Here is an 18,243-nt window from a genome sequence, read left to right as displayed (position 1 = left end):
GCGTTACTCACCCGTCCGCCGCTCTTTACCGAAGTAAATCGCTCGACTTGCATGTGTTAGGCACGCCGCCAGCGTTCATCCTGAGCCAGGATCAAACTCTCAAATAAAAGTTGTTACCTGCTCAGACTAATCATCATCTGAATATCTGGCTTGGTTTGTTTGTGTTTAATTCTTAAAGAATTAATTTATTGTTAACCTACTGTTTAATTTTCAAAGTTCTTACGTCTTTCGACTTATTTATCTTATCAAGTTTACTGAACTTTGTCAACAACTTTTTAAGAAGTTTTTCCGTCCTTGCTCTTATCTCTCAAGGACAAGTAATACTATATCATCTATTATTTAATAGGTCAACAGTTTTTTTATATATTTTTAAATTATTTTGCAATTTTATTTTCATAGCTATATGAATACATTGCACTTACTGCATTCTTTCTAGTAGTTCTATTTCTATTTTTATTATGTTTCATAGCTTTATTATATACTTTTAATGTGTCTTCACATATATAAATCATAACTTGCAAACATAAAAAACATAAACTTATTAAACATATCCACGAAAAAATTTGGTTCATATCAATTCCCCCTAAAAAATATTTTTATATAACTTCTAATTTTATCTTCTTTTTTCCTTTATTATTTTTTCACTTATTATTTTCATAAAAAAATACTTTACTTTATTTTTTTTCATTTTAAAATTATCAACAACATTTTTTATTAAACTTTTTTATATTTTACTGTTGATATAATGAATATTTTTTGTTGTAAAAATAGTAATTTATTTTTATACAACTTAAAAATAGCCCTTTAACAAAAGTTAAAAGGCTATTTAAATACTAAAGTATATTATTTTTCTTCGTTTTGTGGTTTCTCTATCGGTTTCATAGTTGGGAATAAGATTACATCTCTTATTGATGGAGAGTTAGTTAATAACATCATAACTCTATCTATACCTATTCCTAATCCACCTGTTGGAGGTAGACCTACTTCAAGCGCATTTATGAAGTCTTCATCCATATCGCAAGCTTCATCATCACCTAATTCTTTCTTTCTTAATTGATCCATAAATCTTCCTTTTTGGTCAATCGGATCATTAAGTTCTGAGAATGCATTAGCCAATTCCCATTTATTAGCAAAGGCTTCAAATCTATCAGTTTTTCTTGGATCTTCAGCATTTCTCTTAGCAAGAGGTGATACTTCAACTGGATGATGTGTTATAAATGTTGGTTGGATTAATTTATCTTCACCAAATTCTTCGAAGAATGCATTTATAACTTCTCCTCTTCTCATTCCAGGAGTTATTTCTATTCCTTTTTCTCTAGCTACTTCTAAAGCTTCTTCATCAGTATCTATAGTATCAAAGTCTACACCAGTGTATTCTTTAACACATTCTATCATAGTCATTCTTCTCCAAGGTGGTTTGAAATCTATTTCTGTTCCTTGGTAATTTACAACTGTACTTCCTGTAGCTACTTCTGCCATGTGAGATATAAGATTTTCAGTTATTTTCATCATATCTTCATAGTCAGCATAAGCTTGATATAATTCCATAGCAGTATATTCTGGGTTATGTTTAATAGACATACCTTCATTTCTAAACATTCTACCCATTTCATATACTTTATCAAATCCACCTACTATTAATCTTTTTAAGTATAATTCATTGGCTATTCTTAAGTACATAGGTATATCTAATGTATTATGGTGAGTAACAAATGGTCTAGCATTAGCCCCACCCGCAATAGTATTTAATATCGGTGTTTCAACTTCTAAGAATCCTCTTTCATCTAAGAATGATCTTAATGCTTTTAGTGCTTTTGTTCTTGTTAAGAATGCATCCTTAACTTCTGGATTAACTATTAAATCAACATATCTTTGTCTATATCTTATATCTTGGTCTTTTAATCCATGATATTTTTCTGGTAATACTTGTAATGATTTACTTAATAAAACTACATTAGAAGCTTTTACTGATATTTCTTCTTTTTTAGTTTTGAAAACTGTACCTTCTAAACCTATAATATCACCTATATCGTAAGTTTTGAAAAGATCGTATTCTTCTTCACCTATATTATCTTTTCTTACGTAAGATTGTATTCTACCTTCTTGGTCTTGTATGTCTATGAATCCAGCTTTACCTTGGATTCTTTTACTCATTATACGACCAGCTATTTTAACAACCTTTCCTTCCATTTCTTCAAAGTTGTTTTTTATGTCCATAGAATAGTTAGTTCTATCGTATCTACTTTGTACAAATGGATTTTTACCCATTTCTTGTAACTTGCTTAATTTTTCTCTTCTTACTCTAAGAACCTCTGTTAAGTCTTCTTGGTTATCAATCACATTTTGTTGATCTTTGCTCATTTTCTTCCTCCAAGTTTTATCTTCTTATTTCTAATATTTTGTATATTACAACACCGTTTGGAACTTGAACTTCAACTTCATCATCTTTATGTTTTCCTATGAAAGCTTTACCTACTGGTGACTCATTTGATATCTTTCCATTGTATGGATCTGCTTCAGCAGAACCTACTATAGTGTATTCTACTTCTTCATCAAAGTCTGTATCGTATACCTTAACTGTTGCACCTATTGTTACTACATTGCTATCTATTTGACTTTCGTCTATAATAACAGCTTTTCTTAACATATTTTCTAATTTTACTATTCTTTCTTCTACTTGAGCTTGTTCATTTTTAGCTTCATCATACTCAGCATTTTCTGATAAATCTCCGAAAGATATAGCTACTTTTATTCTTTCAGCAACTTCTTTTCTTTTTACAGTTTTTAAGTACTCAACTTCTTCTTCTAATTTGTCGTAACCTTCTTGTGTAAGTATTTCTTGTTTTTCTACCATAACCCCTACAACTCCTTCTATATATTTTAAATACACTTTCTCAGTATATCTAATATTTATCCTTATTTGATTTATTATGCGGTATATTATAAGTCACTATCCTAATTGTGTCAAGGAGTGTTGCACATACTCTTCTAACATAGCAATCACTTCTTTATAGTCAGTTATTTTATTTATCTGATCTCTATATCTAGCAGAGTTTTTTAGACCTTTTAAATACCATCCTATATGCTTTCTCATTTCTCTTACTGCTACATATTCTCCATGTTCTTCTACAGCTAAGTTCATATGTCTGATAGCAGTATTCATTTTTTCCTCTAACGTAGGTTCAGGTAATATTTCACCTGTTTTCATATAATGATTTATTCTTTTGAATATCCATGGGTTTCCTTGTGATCCCCTACCAATCATTATAGCATCACATTTAGTTTTTTCTAACATATTAACTGCATCTTGTACATCAAATACATCTCCATTACCTATTACAGGTATATTTATAGCTCCTTTTATATCTCTAATTATATCCCAATCTGCTTTACCTGAGTAAAATTGCTCTCTTGTTCTACCGTGTATAGCTACAGCACTTATTCCACATTCTTCTGCTATCTTAGCTATCTCAACAGCATTTACACAAGTATCATCCCATCCTTTTCTTATTTTTAATGTAACAGGTTTATCAGAGTTTTCAACAACTGCTGATAGAACCTTAGCTGCTAATTCAGGGTTTCTCATTAATGCAGAGCCATCTCCATTTTTAACTACTTTAGGAGCAGGACATCCCATATTAATATCTAAAATTTTATTTGGATATTCATTTAGTATAGATGCTGCTTTACCCATAAATTCTGGATCTGATCCAAATATTTGAATAGCTACTGGATGACCATCATCTGGCATATTTAACATTTTCTTGGTATTTTCATCATTATAAGAAAGTGCTTTTGCATTTATCATTTCTGTATAAAGCATTCCACATCCTTTTTCTTTACATATCGTTCTAAAAGGCAAATCTGTTACACCTGCCATAGGAGATAAAAACACTTCATTATCTAATTGAACATTTCCTATTTTCATCCTTTTGTCTCCTTTTATTTATAAATTATTTATAATAATTAACATTTTTCAAAATTTAATTAACCACTCATAATATATTATTACAAATTTTGAAAATATACTATTATTATTTTAAGTTGTATTATTTTTACATATTAAAAAGGAATTGGTTTAATAGCCAATTCCTAATAATCTATTTATTCTTTTTGTGAATCAATCTTAACCCTTCTAAAGTTAAAAATCTATCTATACAATCTATGCTATCAGTTTCTGAATGAATAAGAGTAGATAAGCCTCCTGTACCGATTACTTTTACATCCTCGCTACCTAATTCTTTTTTCATCATAGATATTATCTTCTCTACTTGACCAACATATCCATATATTATACCTGCTTGCATGGCTTCTACAGTAGTTTTGCATATAGTTTTTCCTGGTTTGGTAAGCTCTACTCTAGGAAGCTTAGCAGCTCCGTTAAATAATGCCTCACTTGATATTTTAAGACCTGGACATATTGTTCCACCTAAATATTCAGCTTTATCAGATATTGCGCAGAATGTAGTCGCAGTACCAAAGTCTACTATAATAAGCGGAGTTCCATATTTTTCTATACCTGCAACTGCATTTACTATCCTATCTGCTCCTACTTGCTTAGGATTATCATATTTAATATTTAAACCTGTTTTAATACCAGGACCTACTATCATAGGCTTTTTCTCGCAATACTTTATACAGAAATTTTCTAAAGCATGCATTACATTAGGAACAACTGAAGATATTATTACATCATCAATTGATTTCATATCTATATTATCATAAGCTAATAAGCTATTTATTAGAATTCCATATTCATCAGATGTCTTGTGTATATCAGTATTTATTCTCCAATTTTTAATTAGATTTTTACCTTCATATATACCAACGACCATGTTTGTATTTCCTACATCAAATACTAATAGCATATATTTAAACCTTCCTTCTATTTTTTGCCTTTTCTAATTAATGCCACAGATACTGCTGATACTATTAATGCCGCAACTAAAGCTTCTGGTATTCCATTCGTAGTAGCTAATGCGAATAAGAATTTACCTGCACTACCACCAGCTTGCCCAACTTTCTCCATATACTGTTGTGCATATAAAATATATATCATACCCAGAACACCTGCTGTATTAACTAAAGAACCTATAAGTCCCGCTACAAATCCAGATGTATACACTTTTTTGCTAACCTTATAAACACCTTGAAACGCATAGTATGCTACTATTCCTATTAATATTCTAGGAAGTATAGATACTAATGGATTCAAGAAGAATACAGAAGTTACTGTTGGTTGAGTTACTGCATTCCATAGACTTGTTAATCCAAAAATTAAGCCTATTATAGCTCCTACAACTGGACCTTCAATAATGGCACCTATAATAACTGGTATATGCATTATAGTTGCTTTAGTAGGTCCTATAGGTATATAACCTATAAATGGTAACATTGACATCATAACAGAAATTGCAGATAGCACTCCTATTACTGCCATTTTTCTCACATTCAACTTCTTGTTTGCTGATGCTTGTGTGTTAATCATAATAAAAATACACCTCCGTTCCAGCTCATTAAAGATGCCGGACTATTTAATTTAATTTTATTTAGTTTTGACTTTTGTGACTTTCTAAGTGTCTACTAAGTCAGACTCTTCTTATGAAGATGTCAGCTATACCAAGACAATTTTAACAGTCGCGTTTTCTATTGTCAATAAAATTGTATTTTCATTAAAAATATTATTCTATGTTGGTAATATTATTTACCATAATTTAATTCATTATAAGAAACAATATTTTTTACTGATTGTGCATTTTTAATTGCTTTTGTTATACTTTCTTGTACCACTTCTGTAGCTAAACATCCTAGTAAAGTTACATCTGCATCTGTTTCAATTTCACCTGTAGCCATTGTAAATATAGTATCTCCATCATGAGGTGTATGTATAGGGAATATAGATTTTGCATATCCATCATGAGCCATTTGAGATATTTTTTTACACTGAGCTTTCGTTAATTTTGCATTAGTTGCCACAATCCCTATAGTAGTGTTATCTATACTGAAACCACCTTTTATAAATCCTTGTTTCATTATTTCATAGGTATTAAGCACATCTGTTTTTTCATCATTTAAAACACCTGCTATTACTTTTCCATCTTCATATACATCACCAAATGCATTAACTGCTATTAATGCTGATACAACTATTCCATTATCTAATTTTATAGAGTGACTTCCTATACCACCCTTCATTAAGTAATTTGGCCCTTTTATTTTTCCAACAGTAGCACCACAACCTGCTCCATAGTTTCCTTGTTTCAATTCAGTTTCACTTGCCTGTAAACAAGCTTCATACCCCATATCTTTATCAGGTCTAACTTTATAGTCTCCTACCACCAAGTCAAATAGTACAGCACCTGTTACAATAGGTACTTTACAAACTCCTGAATCAAACCCTATATTTTTTTCTTCTAAATACTTACTAACTCCACAGGTTGATTCTAGACCAAATGCAGATCCACCTGATAATACTACTGCATGAACTTTTTGAACCATATTTATAGGGTCTAATAAATCTGTTTCCCTAGTTCCTGGCGCAGAACCTCTAACATCAACTCCACAAGTTGCTCCTTCTTCACATATTACTACTGTACATCCTGTTAAAGCCTCGTTATCTTGAGCTTGCCCAACTTTTAAACCTTTTACATCTAAAATATTATTATACATATCCTTTTACTCCTCTTATTGAAACTTCTCCTGAAATTATTTCTTTAATTTCTCCATCCTCGCTTTTAACAACTAAATTTCCTTCTTCATTTATATCTATACATCTAGCTAACTCTTTTTCATTATTTCTTATTACATATATGTCTTTATCAATTACAGCTGAATAATCCCTACACACTTTTAAAACTTCTTCTTTATCATCTTCTAAATATTTTTTGTACAATAATTCAAATTGACAAAAAATTTCTTTTACTATATCTACCCTATGTAGTTTATATCCTTCTTTGTATAAAGATGTAGCTTTATTTTCTAAAATTGAATCAAAATCCTCATTCTTTACATTCATACCTATACCTATAACTACATAATTGATCCTTTCAATTTCTGCTGATAGTTCAGTCAAAATACCACAAACCTTTTTATTATTTATAATAATATCATTAGGCCATTTTATTTGAGCTTGTACACCAAGATTATTTAGAGCTTTAATTATTGAGGCTCCAGCTATTAATGTTATAAATGGAGCTTTATAAGGCATTATATTAGGTTTAAGAACCATACTCATCCATATACCTTCTCCAACTTTTGAATCCCAAACTCGTCCTAACCTCCCCTTACCTTTTGTTTGCTCTTCACTAATAACTACAGTACCTTCTTCCACATCATTTCCTACTTGTTTCAAGTAATCATTAGTAGATTCTATAGTATTAAAATGAATTATATTTTGACCAATCATCTCCGTCTTTAAATTATGATATATATTTTGAGGGTTTAATAAATCATTAGGAGAGTCTAAAAGCCTATATCCCTTTTTATTTACAGATTCTATATTATATCCTTCCTCTTTTAGTGCATTTATATGTTTCCACACTGCAGTTCTAGAAATGCCTAATTCCTTAGATAGTTCTTCTCCTGAAACAAATTCCTTATGGCTATTTAAAATAACCTTTATTATTCTATCTCTCATATTTCCCCCTATTTGTATTTTTTCTTCTTAATAAAGTTAATTATACACTAATTATATTATATAAATTTATAATAAAAACAGGACTTCCTAATGAAAGTCCTGTTTTTATTATAAATTTAATTATTATCGTCTTCTGGTAGTTTAAAATCCTTTATATCCAAATCTTTTGTATCTTTATTTTCTTCAGTTGTATCAGAATTTTCTTCTACTTCCTCTTCAGTAGAATCACTTAATACTTCCCTTTTATCAAATACATCTTTTTCATTTAATGATAATTCTTCATTAAATGCTTTAACAAATTGCTCTGCATCTAAAGTTTCATAAAGTAATAAACCTTTAGCTACGTGATGTAATTTATCCATATTTTCTAATAAGATACGTCTACATTCAGCATAAGCATTTTCTACTATATTTCTTATTTCTTTATCTATTTCATATGCTATTTCTTCTGAGTAATTTTTCTTAGTAGTTATACTATTTCCTAGGAATACTTCATCATCACTGTCTCCGTATACCATTGGACCCATTTTTTCACTCATTCCATACTTAGTTACCATAGCTCTAGCTATTGCAGTAACTCTTTCTAAGTCGTTAGATGCACCTGTAGAAATATCATCCATAATTAATTCTTCTGCAACTCTACCTCCAAGTGCCATTACTATAGTTTCTAACATTTCATGTTTTGTACCATACATTTGATCTTCTTGTGGCAGAGGCTCGGTAAATCCTCCAGCTCTACCTCTTGGTATTATAGTAACTTGGTGAACAGGGCTTACATTAGGAAGTACATGCATACATATTGCATGGCCCGCCTCATGATAAGCAGTTAATTTTCTATCTTTTTCACTTATCACCCTAGACTTCTTAGCAACCCCAACCATAACTTTTGTTATAGCTTCTTCTATAGTATCCATATGAATTTCTTTCTCTCTTTTTCTAGCTGTTAAAATAGCAGCTTCATTCATTATGTTTTCTATATCTGCAGGTGTAAATCCTGGAGTTCTTTTAGCTAGTACATCTGGTTTAACATCATCTGCTAAAGGTTTATTTTTTGAATGAACTTTGAATATAGCTTCTCTACCCTTAACATCTGGAGCACCGACTACAACTTCCCTATCAAATCTACCAGGTCTAAGTAAAGCTGGGTCTAATATGTCTGGTCTATTTGTAGCTGCCATTATTATTATTCCTTCGTTTACTCCAAAACCATCCATTTCAACTAGAAGCTGATTAAGAGTTTGTTCTCTTTCATCATGTCCTCCGCCAAGCCCTGCTCCTCTTTTTCTACCAACAGCATCTATTTCATCAATAAATATTATTGCAGGTGAGCTTTTCTTTGCTTGTTCAAATAAATCTCTTACTCTTGATGCACCAACACCAACAAACATTTCAACGAAGTCAGAACCACTTATACTAAAGAAAGGTACTCCTGCTTCTCCTGCCACTGCTCTTGATAGATAAGTTTTACCTGTACCTGGAGGTCCTACCATAAGTATACCTTTAGGAATTCTAGCTCCTAAATTAATATACCTTTTCGGATTTTTTAAGAAATCAACAACTTCTTGAAGATCTTCTTTTTCCTCTGCAAGACCTGCTACGTCTTTAAATGTAACTCTTGTTTTTTCATCATCCTTATGAACCTTAGCTTTTGATTTACCAAAGCTCATAACTTTTCCGCCTCCACCTTGAGACTGATTCATAAATATAAACCACATTATAATTATAAAACCAGTTAGAAGAATTGTCGGCAACATACTTACGAACCATGGTGTTTGTGGTTTTGCTTCACCAGTAACAACTAGTTTTCCTTCTACTGCTTGTTCCAGTATTTTATCAGCTAATTTATCCCCTAATACTTCATCTGGCACGTATGATGTGAACTTTTTACTTGAGTTTTTTATTACACCCTCAACAGATGTCCCATCAATAAAATGTATTCTGGAAATATTCTCATCATTTAAGTACTTGTATACTTTAGAAAATTCTAATTCTTCCACTTTAGTAGTTTTAGTACCTGAAAATTGAACTATTCCAATTATTATTAAAAATAGTAACAGATAAAAACCTGCTCCTTTTAAATATCTGTTCAAAAGAAGCCCTCCTTTCATAAGTTGTTTTCATTCTAAATTTTCTTAAAGCAAATCTTTAAGACTTCTTTTGTAGTTTTATCAATCTTATATTCTTCACTATTTCTAAGATCCCCAACACATAAAATTCCATTATCATCTTGGATTATAGGAATCTGACTTCTTTGATCTTTAGGAATCTTTAAATCTATAAGTAATTGTTTTAATTTTTTACTTCCCATAGAAAGCTTTATTTTATCCCCTGGTTTTCTATTTCTTACAATTACCTCCCCCTTTATTTTATTGTAATCAAACCATTTTGATGATTTATCTTTTTTCAAAGCTTTATATTTATTTAAAGTCATTTTTTCTGTTTCTATAATTACATTAGCTTCATTTATTTTGACAAATCCATTAATGGGTATCTTATGAGTAAACTCAGTCTCTTCAATTATAATTTCTTTCATTGTAAAAACTAGCTTATCTTTTTGTCTATAAACAAATAATCCTCTCGGAAGAACTATTTTTTTATCTAATTTGTTGTCTTTTTCTAAATCAAATACTTCTTCTATATGTTTTTGATCTATAAAATTAGTATCTCCTAAAATATACTTTATTGCATATCTAACAATTCTACTCTTTAATGATTTGTGTAAATCTGTATATTTATTTAAATTTATCTCTAAATTTTCTCCATTAATAGAAGATACTTGCTTATACTTACTTAATGCTTCACTTTCAATAAAATCATTATCACTTCTAAGTCCATTGCTCATTCTAACTATAGATTCTACTATATTAGAATTAAAATTCTCTTTCATATATGGAATAAGTTCTAATCTAATTTTATTTCTAGTATAAATAGTTTCTAAATTTGTTGCATCTATCCTTGGATTTAAATTATATTGTTCACAATAAGCTTCTATATCCTTTCTTTCTATTTCTAATATAGGTCTAATTATGACACCATCTCTTTTATAATCTATCCCTTTTAATCCTTGAAGCCCTGTCCCTCTCATCATACGCATTAAAACAGTTTCAACTTGGTCATTCATATTATGAGCAATCGCTATCTTATCAGCATTAAGGCTCTCTTTTATTTCAAAGAACATTTCATATCTAAGTTTTCTTGCACCTTCTTCTAATGATAATTTGTTATCCTTACAATACTGTGGCACATTTATAGACTTCACAAAAAAAGTAATTCCCATACTCTCACATAGTTTAGAAATATATAAAGCGTCTTTTTGGGCCTCTATTCCTCTTATTTGATGGTTTAGATGAGCTGCATATACTTCTATATCTAAAACATCCTTTAATCTATGCAATATATGTAACAAACAAACTGAATCAGGACCTCCAGAAAGCCCTAAAACAATTTTATCTCCCTTTTCAATTAGGTTATATTTATTTATCGTACTTAGTGTTTTATCAAATATCATATTTTATCCCTCTTACAATTAATTTTATCCATGATTAATTTAATTGTCTTACTTAATATATACTTTTCACTTAATGAAATTCTTAACTACTAGTACTATTTTCTATAAAAAAACTTCAAATCCTTGTTTATTTTTTATCCTATTTTAAGGAATATTTTAAACACTATAGTTATAATGATAACAAATAAATGAAACAAAAGGTAGTATTTTAACTACCTTTAATTTTATTTGATTAAAAATATTTATTTTTTTAATAATTTTATTACTTGTAAATATTCAACTTTATTAAATTACGACCTTTAAACATATCCATTATCTCTATATTATAATCTATATCTATGTCTATTTTTTCTTCCATATTTATATTTAACTTAGCAGTTTTTATTTCTATAACAAACATACCTTGTGGTGTTAAATAATTAGATCTGGTTATATCATTTTCTTTAAAAATCATTGTAGAGTTAACCTCTCCAAATCTTTTTATAGTAACTTTATCATCTTCAATTTTTATTGAAGTTGTTGTTTCTTGATCGTCTTGTTTTTCTTTATAAACTACATAAGTATTATCTTTTTTTTCATATAAAATTCCCGTAGCATTAACTTTTATATCATTTGTATCTCCATATTCATTATATTGAATGGTATGAATATTAACTTTAACTTCCAATACATTACCTCCTTTAAATATGGCTCTTCCTAAGTAAAACATTTCTGTTGATTTAACTATCTAAATGATAATTATAATTTATTTTATAAAAAAAATAAAGGAGTAATACTCCTTTATTTTTTTATATTAAGCATTTTGCGTATTATTTAGCAAAAACATGATTTCCTATCCTTAAATGAGGATTCAATGTGTTTATCCAACTACATGTTGAAATATCCGGATTCCAGAAATATATAGCATCATTAGTGGGGTCATTACCATATAAAGCTTCTTGAGCAGCCCTATATGTTGAACTTGTTGGCTCAGTACTTATGGTTCCATTTTTGACCACAGAAAATGCATTCTTTTGATATATAACGCCTTCTAAAGAGTTTGGAAATCTAGAGTCCTTTACCCTATTTATGACAACTGCTGCAACTGCAACTTGCCCTTCATAGCTTTCTCCTCTAGCTTCTCCTGCCACTAATTTTGACAATAAAATCAATTCTTCATCATTTAAATTTATTACTGCTTCCTTTTTATCTTCTTCATCTTCAATTTCCATAAAGCAATTCTCTACATTATTATCTAGACAGTAGTATTCCAATGCATCTATTTTATTCATAGGTATAATTAAAATACCTAAAACTAATACTGATACTATAATATTTTTATAGCACCTTCCCATAGTGAAAGTCACTCCTTTTGTCTTCATATTCATTCTAATTTTTTTAAAACATTTCTTGAAGCAATTCTGCTATTTTAAATTTAAACTCTAAATTTTTTACTTCTGATTTATTTTTAGCCATTATTAACTCATATTCTTTTGGAGAAAGTATTTCTTTTAATTTTTCATCTGTTTTCTCATCTATTACTCCATTTTCATCATCTACAAAACATAATGGAGGAAACATTACGCACCACCAATTTTTTCCCTTACCTTCTCCTATTATTATTTTCAATGCTTTATAATTTCCTGCTGGTAATACAACACTAGAATATTGCTTTGCTGGAAAATTACTATATGTCAATCCAATTTCAACATCATAGTCGTACCCATTTTCATCTATAACATGTCTACTTATTTTTTCTAAATTATCATATTCACTCTTTATTATTTCTTCACTTTCTTCTACAGTAGAAGAGTTTTCTAATTTTGGTTGTAAGTATGATACAACAGCATCTCTAACTTTTAACTTTAACTGTTGATCCTCTTCAGTATCACTATTAGCTATAACATGAAATCTTATCAATTTTTCTTTATAGTCATATGTACAAGCTTCTATACGTTTTATTTCCCCTCCTATAACCAAAACTATCGTTATAATTAACCCAATTAAAATAGTTATTAATATTCCAACTCTATACTTAATTTTTTGTATATTCATATTAATCCCCCTCAAAAATTTATTTATATTTTGAGTGTCCCCATTAATTAAATTTTTATACAAAAAAAGAAGGTTAACCCTTCCTTTAAAAATATTTTTTAGTTATTAATGATTTATTGTATTTTCCATAAAGAACTGTTCTGCTAATTCGATATGTTCTGTAGCATACTGTTTGGCCTGTTCACAATCTCCATTTTTTATAGCTTCTAATATTCTTTTATGCTCATCAACTAGACTTAAAGATGCATCATAGTTTGAAACATACATAACTCTAAATCTATGAACTTGTTCCCATAAAGAAGTTATTAGGTGATATAACTTTTTATTATTAGCCATTAAAAATATATTTTCATGAAATTCCACATCTTTTTTTAAAAGTGTGTCCACATCTGCATTTCTAACACCTTCTTCAAACTCTTTAGCTACCTTTTCTAGTCTAACAATATCCTCATCATTTCTTCTTCTTGCTGCTAAAGATGCTGCTAATCCCTCTAAAGTTGCTCTTATTTCTAATACATCTATTAGATCTTTAAATGACATATTAGCCACATAAGCACCCTTTCTAGGTAACATTACAACTAAACCTTCAAGCTCTAATTTTCTAATAGCTTCCCTAATTGGTGTTCTACTTACCCCTAACTGTTCAGCTAACTGAACCTCCATTAGCCTTTGTCCTGCTTTTAAATTCCCCTCTAATATTGCAGTTCTTAAATTTTCAAATACTACATCTCTTAATGGCTTATAATTGTCTAAATTTAATTTAGTCAAACTATCCATCTAACTCAACCCCCTTATTATTACTTTTTACTACATAAACTTGCTTAAATTCTTGAAGTAATATTTCTTTACATCTTTCAGCATCTTCTAGTTTACTATATAATCCAAAAACTGTTGGCCCACTACCGCTCATCATAGATCCTAATGCATTATTTTGCATCATAATTTGTTCAATCTTATCAATTACTGGATATTTATCCTTAGTAACTTCTTCTAGGACATTATACATATTTCGACTTAATCCCTCTATATCCTTTTCTTTTAATAAATTTATTAATAATTTATTATCTGGTCTTCTTTTTATTTCTTTAGAATCAATCTCTTCATAGATTTCCTTTGTAGACACAAATAATTCTGGCTTACAAACTAAAATAAAAGTATCTTCATCTAATCCATCTATTTTAGTTAATTTCTCTCCTATATTCTCAGCTAATGCTGCTTGTCCAGAAATACAAAATGGAACATCTGCTCCTAACTTTAAACCTATTGCCTTTAATTCTTCTTCACTTAATCCCAAATTCCAAAGCTTATTTAAACCAACTAATACACCTGCTGCATTACTACTACCTCCAGCCATACCAGCTGCTACAGGGATATTCTTTTCTATATATATTTCTACACCACTATTTATATTAAATTTATTTTTAATTAAATTCGCTGCCTTATATACAATATTGTCATCATTTAGAGGTATGTCTAAACTCTTACTTTTTATTACTATTTTATCTTCATTTAAAGCAGAAATTTTAATCCTATCATATAAGTCTATTGTCTGCATTATCATTTCTACTAAATGATAACCATCCTCTCTTTTGCCTAAAACATCTATAGATAAGTTAATTTTCGCTCTACTCTTTAACTGTATAGAATTCATTTTGTCCTCCCTGTGTGTCTTACACTTAGTACTATGCATTTTTAACAATAATTATTATACTACAAAAACAAAATAATAGGGGTCTTATCCCCTATTATTTTGTTTTTGTTAATTTACTAACCTATTTGAGCTACTTTTTTTTGCAAGATTAAGCATTTTCCTGGTTTTATAGCTTCATCTACCTTAATTTCATTAACTTGAGCAATTTCCTCTTCAGTAGTATTGTATTTCTTAGCTATATCCCAAAGATTATCCCCTTCTTTACAAATATAAACTATAATACTTGGAGCTTTAGAAAGATCATATTCCCCTTGATCCTCACCTTTTACAATAAAACTTTCTGATTTTTTATCCATAGCTTCAGTAAATCTCTTAGCTTTTATAACTATATCTATCTGATTTCTATTTAAATCCGCTTCAACTCTATCTATGCATATAGTATTAAATATAGAGCAAGTATCTGTTAAATTTTCAATATTCATATCATTTTCAAAAGGAATTTCTTCTGCTATTTTATAAATCATTTTTTCGCCTTCAACAGGTACAAATAACACTACAACTTTTATTATACCTTGTATAATACTCTTATTTCCTTCAACATATGCATTTTCTATCGATATAGATGGACAAACACTAACTATATCTTTTATTTCAATATCATCATAATCATTATTTAAAGTTTCTCTGACAGTAAAATTCTCTGTCATAGTACATAATGCTTTGTTTAAGTTTATCAGTCTATGATCAAATTTAACCATTTTTTGAGGAGAATAAGCATCTTGTAATACTTCTCTTGTTACTTCATCAGTTACTTTTACCTTACAGCATACTGTGCATTCTATTTCTAGCATACAAGTATTACTTTCATCATTCTTCTTAAAGTTATAGTTAAAATCACCTATACTTAATATACTTTCTTCTTGCATTCCATCAAATGCTCCTGGAACCTCTATAAATTGGGTAAAATCCATACTTACTTTATCTAATTCAACAATATCTCCATCGCAAGTACAAGCTAAAGGACTAATATCTAATACTCCACCAATTATTACTTTATTATCAGCAATTCTACTTTCTTTGACCTTCACAACTGGTGATATATTTATTATTGCACAAACTTCGTCTGAGCTTATTGATATTGTGTCTCTTACTACACTTTCTGTTTTTTCTATTCCTATTATATCTTGATAAACTATTTCTTTTCTATGTTTTTGAATGCATTCAACTTGAGAAACATCTTTAACTATATCCAGTCTTTGTTTTTCAAACAAACTACCTTTAATATTAACAAGTGCACCTACTCGTATTTTTCTTTCATTCATTATTGTACAATCAACATGCTCTACTTCAGAATATAGCATATGTTCCATATCCTGAACTATAGTATCTTTTTCTATAACTTCATTGATGTCTATTTTTCCACAGACATTAGATAATGTACTCTTATCATCTGCAATATACATTACGTTGTAATTAAAACTTCCTCTACAAACAAGTTTTCCATCTGAAACATCAACTTTACTCAATGCTATGTACCCTTGAGTATCCACTATTTCATAAACATCTGATTTAATATCTGGCACTACAACCTCAGACTCAATAAATGTTTGATATTTCCCAAAATCCATTCTGCTATCTATTTTGATTATATCTTTAATTAGTTCCATATTTGTCCCTCCTAAATATAAATAAACTATCACACTATATTTATATTTAAGAATAAAAAAAAAATTACACCTAATTTAATAGGTATAATTTTTAACTTACTATTAATTTATCTTCTGTCATCTTTTCTTCTTTAAAAACTTTTAGTTTAACATTCTCTGTCAATAAATCTGAGTAACTATATGATACTCTTTGATAGTCACTTCCGTTAGCTTCTAGTTTTACTATAAACACACTAGGATATACATTTTCTAAAATACCCCTCTTAGTTGTTATTTGTTTTCTTCCCTTATTTGCTTTTAGCAAAATCTTCTTACCTATATGTTTCTCCAAACTCAATCTAATATTATCCAAAGTTTGAATGGTAGCCATAATATCACCCTCTTCTAGTTTCTATGTTTACATAATATCATAAAAAGAGGGTGTTGTCAAATATTTAAACTAATTATTTTATATATTTTTCAGGCACTTGTCAATAGTATTTTTAAAGAATACAATATTATTTTATAAAATATTATTTTAAATAAAAAATTATATTAATCTAGGCATTGCCCATCTAAATTTACCTCTTGTTTCATAGCCCCCTATGCCCTTGTATCCAGTTATAGTTTGTTCTATTACTTCCTCTATAGGAACAACCATATCGATCCTAGAACAAGCTATTTTTTCAACTATAAAAACAGGGTCTAGGGCATGTATCATTATTCTACCTGGAGAACTTGCATAATTAGCTCCTGATTTTATTATTTGCTCATAATTAGATTGGCATGCTCCTGCAAATATAACTAAACTATCTAAATCAGGTTGCCATTTTCTTGCTTCCTTAACAGCCTTTATAAAATTATAAGAATTTCTATAATTATTTACATCCTTTAAATTTCCTTTTTTAGATGTTATTGCATCATGTCCTGTTATTACTAATATATCTGGTTTGTGTTTTTCTAATAATGCTCTTACTTCTTTATATTGATTAGCTTCTGGTATTGCAACTCCTACTGCTGGTATTCCCAACTCAGTATAAACATCTAAACATATCTTTAAGTATTCTTTATCTCCATCTATTTGAAGGACCTTTCCTGGCATACCATATACATTACTACTAGCCTGTAACTTTGGCGCTCCCCTGTACATCTTTTTTTGTCTTTCTCTCGCATTTACCACTGATCTATATAATAAACCTTGAACGTTCTTGTCAATTAAAACCCCTCTTATATCATTTTCTTCTACCTTTTCCAAATCATCTAAATAAGCATCTGCTATAACTCTAAATGCTACTCCTTTTAATATAGCTATTTTTTTATTATTTTCATCCTTAGAAAATTCTATTATCTTAAAAATAATATCTTTATTATAAGATTTTCTAACTACTATATCTCCCTCTTTCATAGCTGTCCTCCTTAAAAAATATATAGTTTTAATTCATAGTATGTTTTAGAAAAAAATTTGTTCACCTGTTGATAAAAAAGATATTTTGTTAAATATAATAAACTAATATCCTAATATGTTATTTGTTTATATTAGGTTGCTAGTAATATATAATGTAATTAGAATACTTATTTTTATTAGATAAAAAGGGGGATTTATAGTCTATATGAAAGTATTTATATTATCTTGTGGAGTATTTGAACCAGAATTAACTAAGATTTTAGAAGAAATTAAAAGTGAAAAGAAAATTAAAGCAGATATTGATGTTAAATATTTACCTTTCGGATTACATACTAATTTAGATAAACTCAAATCAGAAATTAT

General features: G+C 29.1%; 18 protein-coding genes and 1 rRNA gene. All 19 read right to left on the bottom strand.

Annotated elements, in window-relative coordinates:
- Nucleotides 1–107 (bottom strand): 16S ribosomal RNA (locus J7G74_RS05855); the annotation flags it as partial.
- A gap of 267 nt (nt 108–374) precedes the next feature.
- A complete protein-coding gene (locus J7G74_RS05850; protein ID WP_297133057.1) occupies nt 375–572 on the bottom strand; it encodes a hypothetical protein in 198 nt (65 codons plus the stop codon).
- 271 nt (nt 573–843) lie between these two features.
- Nucleotides 844–2,361 carry a lysine--tRNA ligase gene (lysS, locus tag J7G74_RS05845; protein ID WP_297133054.1) on the bottom strand — a complete coding sequence of 506 codons (1,518 nt, stop codon included), beginning with the start codon at nt 2,359–2,361 and terminating at the stop codon, nt 844–846.
- Between the two features lie 16 nt (nt 2,362–2,377).
- The gene (gene greA / locus J7G74_RS05840) at nt 2,378–2,854 is read right to left on the bottom strand and encodes a transcription elongation factor GreA (protein WP_297133051.1); all 477 of its coding nucleotides are present in this window, start codon (nt 2,852–2,854) and stop codon (nt 2,378–2,380) included.
- Nucleotides 2,855–2,950: 96 nt separating this feature from the next.
- A complete protein-coding gene (dusB, locus tag J7G74_RS05835; protein ID WP_297133049.1) occupies nt 2,951–3,928 on the bottom strand; it encodes a tRNA dihydrouridine synthase DusB in 978 nt (325 codons plus the stop codon).
- 172 nt (nt 3,929–4,100) lie between these two features.
- Nucleotides 4,101–4,868 carry a type III pantothenate kinase gene (locus J7G74_RS05830; protein ID WP_297133047.1) on the bottom strand — a complete coding sequence of 256 codons (768 nt, stop codon included), beginning with the start codon at nt 4,866–4,868 and terminating at the stop codon, nt 4,101–4,103.
- 17 nt (nt 4,869–4,885) lie between these two features.
- A complete protein-coding gene (locus J7G74_RS05825; RefSeq protein WP_297133043.1) occupies nt 4,886–5,488 on the bottom strand; it encodes an ECF transporter S component in 603 nt (200 codons plus the stop codon).
- A gap of 212 nt (nt 5,489–5,700) precedes the next feature.
- The gene (locus J7G74_RS05820) at nt 5,701–6,669 is read right to left on the bottom strand and encodes a P1 family peptidase (protein WP_297133041.1); all 969 of its coding nucleotides are present in this window, start codon (nt 6,667–6,669) and stop codon (nt 5,701–5,703) included.
- Complete coding sequence (locus tag J7G74_RS05815) at nt 6,662–7,636, bottom strand: biotin--[acetyl-CoA-carboxylase] ligase (protein WP_297133039.1); 975 nt, start codon at nt 7,634–7,636, stop codon at nt 6,662–6,664. Before J7G74_RS05815 ends, J7G74_RS05820 begins: the two co-directional genes overlap by 8 nt.
- A gap of 116 nt (nt 7,637–7,752) precedes the next feature.
- A complete protein-coding gene (gene ftsH / locus J7G74_RS05810; RefSeq protein WP_297133037.1) occupies nt 7,753–9,726 on the bottom strand; it encodes an ATP-dependent zinc metalloprotease FtsH in 1,974 nt (657 codons plus the stop codon).
- Nucleotides 9,727–9,758: 32 nt separating this feature from the next.
- Complete coding sequence (gene tilS / locus J7G74_RS05805; protein WP_297133036.1) at nt 9,759–11,144, bottom strand: tRNA lysidine(34) synthetase TilS; 1,386 nt, start codon at nt 11,142–11,144, stop codon at nt 9,759–9,761.
- A 262-nt stretch (nt 11,145–11,406) separates the two neighbouring features.
- Nucleotides 11,407–11,811: a DUF1934 domain-containing protein gene (locus J7G74_RS05800; RefSeq protein ID WP_297133034.1), complete on the bottom strand. Its 405-nt coding sequence runs from the start codon at nt 11,809–11,811 to the stop codon at nt 11,407–11,409.
- Nucleotides 11,812–11,953: 142 nt separating this feature from the next.
- Complete coding sequence (locus J7G74_RS05795) at nt 11,954–12,511, bottom strand: cell wall hydrolase (RefSeq protein WP_297133032.1); 558 nt, start codon at nt 12,509–12,511, stop codon at nt 11,954–11,956.
- A gap of 10 nt (nt 12,512–12,521) precedes the next feature.
- Nucleotides 12,522–13,178 carry a stage II sporulation protein R gene (gene spoIIR / locus J7G74_RS05790; protein ID WP_297133030.1) on the bottom strand — a complete coding sequence of 219 codons (657 nt, stop codon included), beginning with the start codon at nt 13,176–13,178 and terminating at the stop codon, nt 12,522–12,524.
- A gap of 105 nt (nt 13,179–13,283) precedes the next feature.
- Nucleotides 13,284–13,955: a GntR family transcriptional regulator gene (locus tag J7G74_RS05785; protein WP_297133026.1), complete on the bottom strand. Its 672-nt coding sequence runs from the start codon at nt 13,953–13,955 to the stop codon at nt 13,284–13,286.
- Nucleotides 13,948–14,829: a 4-(cytidine 5'-diphospho)-2-C-methyl-D-erythritol kinase gene (ispE, locus tag J7G74_RS05780; RefSeq protein WP_297133022.1), complete on the bottom strand. Its 882-nt coding sequence runs from the start codon at nt 14,827–14,829 to the stop codon at nt 13,948–13,950. The genes J7G74_RS05785 and ispE overlap by 8 nt, the downstream gene beginning before the upstream one ends.
- Before the next feature lie 116 nt (nt 14,830–14,945).
- Entirely contained in the window at nt 14,946–16,496 is a 1,551-nt protein-coding gene (locus J7G74_RS05775) for a DUF3794 and LysM peptidoglycan-binding domain-containing protein (RefSeq protein WP_297133019.1), read from the bottom strand.
- A 91-nt stretch (nt 16,497–16,587) separates the two neighbouring features.
- Entirely contained in the window at nt 16,588–16,866 is a 279-nt protein-coding gene (locus tag J7G74_RS05770; protein ID WP_297133015.1) for a Veg family protein, read from the bottom strand.
- Nucleotides 16,867–17,025: 159 nt separating this feature from the next.
- Nucleotides 17,026–17,880: a sporulation peptidase YabG gene (gene yabG, locus J7G74_RS05765; RefSeq protein ID WP_297133013.1), complete on the bottom strand. Its 855-nt coding sequence runs from the start codon at nt 17,878–17,880 to the stop codon at nt 17,026–17,028.
- Nucleotides 17,881–18,243 lie beyond the last annotated feature (363 nt).

It is taken from the genome of Terrisporobacter sp., from assembly GCF_017888745.1.
GTDB lineage: Bacteria > Bacillota > Clostridia > Peptostreptococcales > Peptostreptococcaceae > Terrisporobacter.
The sequence above is the reverse complement of the archived record's forward strand: the minus strand, read 5'-3'. Positions and strand labels throughout refer to the sequence as shown.